Origin of the sequence: Candidatus Magnetobacterium casense, assembly GCF_019173545.1 — a bacterium.
GTDB lineage: Bacteria > Nitrospirota > Thermodesulfovibrionia > Thermodesulfovibrionales > Magnetobacteriaceae > Magnetobacterium > Magnetobacterium cryptolimnobacter.
Map to the genome: position 1 here is coordinate 1 of NZ_JABXWD010000445.1, position 2,557 is coordinate 2,557.

General features: G+C 53.4%; 2 protein-coding genes. Both read right to left on the minus strand.

Annotated features, from left to right (window positions below; all coding sequences use genetic code 11):
- Positions 1 to 279: 279 nt before the first annotated feature.
- Positions 280 to 753 (minus strand): VOC family protein, encoded by a 474-nt coding sequence (locus HWQ67_RS16125; protein ID WP_218253709.1) that lies wholly within the window; start codon positions 751 to 753, stop codon positions 280 to 282.
- 157 nt (positions 754 to 910) lie between these two features.
- Positions 911 to 2,419, minus strand: a complete 1,509-nt coding sequence (locus HWQ67_RS16130) for a molybdopterin oxidoreductase family protein (protein ID WP_218253710.1) — start codon at positions 2,417 to 2,419, stop codon at positions 911 to 913.
- Positions 2,420 to 2,557 lie beyond the last annotated feature (138 nt).

Below are 2,557 nucleotides of genomic sequence, written 5' to 3' on the forward strand. Positions count from 1 at the left end.
CTGCTTACCAGAGAAAAAAGTTAACAGCTTCAACAGAACACAATGCAGAACACTATCGTAATTTTCATGAGCGGGGGCGAATATTACTCCTATTCATGAGGGTTTCTTTGTATCGCATGCAATCGGAACGCTCTATAAAGAAAGCAATCTGGAGACCAGGAGACTTAATGGAGGAAGATTTTTTTGATGGTGACTATTCGGGCAAGAAGCGTATCTTTTTTATATTTCACGGTAAAGAAATAAGGAGGGTGGCTCCGCCCCCCTTATTGTCGTATCGATTCATTTTCCTGTCGCCTGAGAGAAAAAGGCTTGAGCGCCCTGCTGTAGTTCTTCCAGAGTCGGGTCCTTAATGTGTGTTGCGAGCGTCCAGGTGTACCCAAAGGGGTCTTGCACGTCACCGATACGATCGCCCCAGAACATATCCTGGACAGGCATTTGGACCTCGGCTCCTGCGTCAATGGCAACTCTAAAAGCTTCATCCACGTTCTCTGTATAAAGATAGAAGCTCACCGGGGAGCCGCCTGCCGTTTCAGCGCTTTTACAGGGTTGATTCATGATTTCATTCATCATCATGATGATAGAGTTGCCGAGGCTGATTTCGGCGTGCATAACTCCTTTGCCGTCTGGTCCAGGTATGACATACCGTTCTTTGGCACCAAAGGCGCGTTTGTAGAATTCGATAGCCTTGCCGGCATCCTTAAACACCAGCATAGGTGTGATACTGTGAAATCCTTCCGGAATAGACTTTGCCATGAAACTCCTCCTTGGTCTGCAGTGAAATCGGCTAATCCCCTGTTTGAGCAGGATACATTGCCTGCCCACGCCTTCTGTACGCAATTCAGTCAAGAACATCTTGCGGGTGTGTCTAAGGGAGGGCAGAGCCCTCCCTTGTATTGCACACGACATCCGCCTATAGCTTGCCTATCCTGACGGCGCAGGACTTGTACTCCGGGGTTCCGGCGATGGAGTCGCGAAATCCTGACGTCAGAATGTTTGTCAATGCGTCCTCGAAGTGGAACGCCAGAAACACGTTGCCCGCCTGCGAACGCTCGGTCACCTCTACCGTGACATGGATTTCGCCGCGGCGTGAGGATACGCGTATCTTTTCGCCATGGGCAATGTTTAAACGAGCCGCATCGGCGGGGTTTATCTCTATGGTCTCCACGGGGGCTATTTCCATGATCCCCTTGACGCGCCTTGTCATCGAACCGTTGTTGTAGTGCGGCAGTCGCCGACCCGTGACCAGGACATACGGATACTCGGAATCCGGTACCTCACCGGAGCCTATGTGTTCCACGCAGACAAACAGCGCCTTTCCACTGGGACGGCTGAACTGTTGAGCGTAAAGCGTCGTGGTACCGGGATGGTCCTTGGTCGGACACGGCCACTGGATGCCCTGCTTTTCGATCCGCTCGTAGCTTATGCCGCCGTAGTTGGGGGTCAGGCCAGCTATTTCGTCCATTATCTGCGACGGATGACTGTAGTTCATCGCATAGCCCATCCGCCTTGAGAGTTCCTGGATGACCTGCCACTCGGCCATACCGGCAAGAGGCTCGATGGCCTTTCTGATCCTCTGCACCCTGCGTTCGCCGTTTGTGAAGGTGCCATCCTTCTCCGCAAAAGACGCCCCGGGTATGATGACGTCGGCAAAGCGCGTCGTGTGCGTGTGAAACAAGTCACAGACTACTAAAAACTCCAGGGCATCGAAGGCCTTCCATATGTGATTGATGTTTGCATCGGTCTGGGCGGTGTCGGCCCCCATGATAAACATCCCTTTAAACGTCCCCTCAACGGCCTTGTCAAACATCTCCACGGACTTGAGACCGGCAACGGTTGGCAGTTGCACGTTCCATGAGCGTTCAAACTTTTCCCTGACCTCGGGCTTTGACACATACTGGTACCCCGTATATACCGCCGGGGAAGGCCCCATGTCCGATGCCCCCTGGACGTTGTTCTGTCCCCTCAGGGCCATTATGCCCGTTGACGGCCTGCCCAGATGTCCACAGGTCAGGGCCAGGTTGGCTACGGCCATGGCGTTTTCAGTACCCGTGCGATGCTCCGTGACACCAAGGCCGTAGAGGATCATCGCCTTGCCCGCCTTGGCGTAGAGATGGGCAGCCTTTTCGAGCTTGTCTATCGATACCCCCGTTTCTTGTGCGGTGTATTGGGGGGTGTATTTCTTGATGGCCTCTTTGAGTTCATTAAAGCCCTCGGTGCGATTGCTTATGAACTCCTCGTTCTGGAGACCGTCCCTGAGGATGATATGTATAAGCCCGTGCAGCAATGCAATGTTTGAACCGGGTTTGAGGTTCAGCCATACATCGGCGTACTTGACAAGGTCTATACGTCTGGGGTCGCCAACGATTATCTTGACGCCGTGTCTGACATGCCCCCACTGTGGCCGGTCTGGCCACCTCATTGGGCGCAGGCGCTGCAAGCAATTCCCTGGCGCAGATCAAGGATGCAGACGTGCTGTTTATCTTCGGCTCAAACACCACCGAAGGACATCCCATAGTGTCCCTGCACGTGAATGCGGCAATCAGAAACGGCGTCAAGA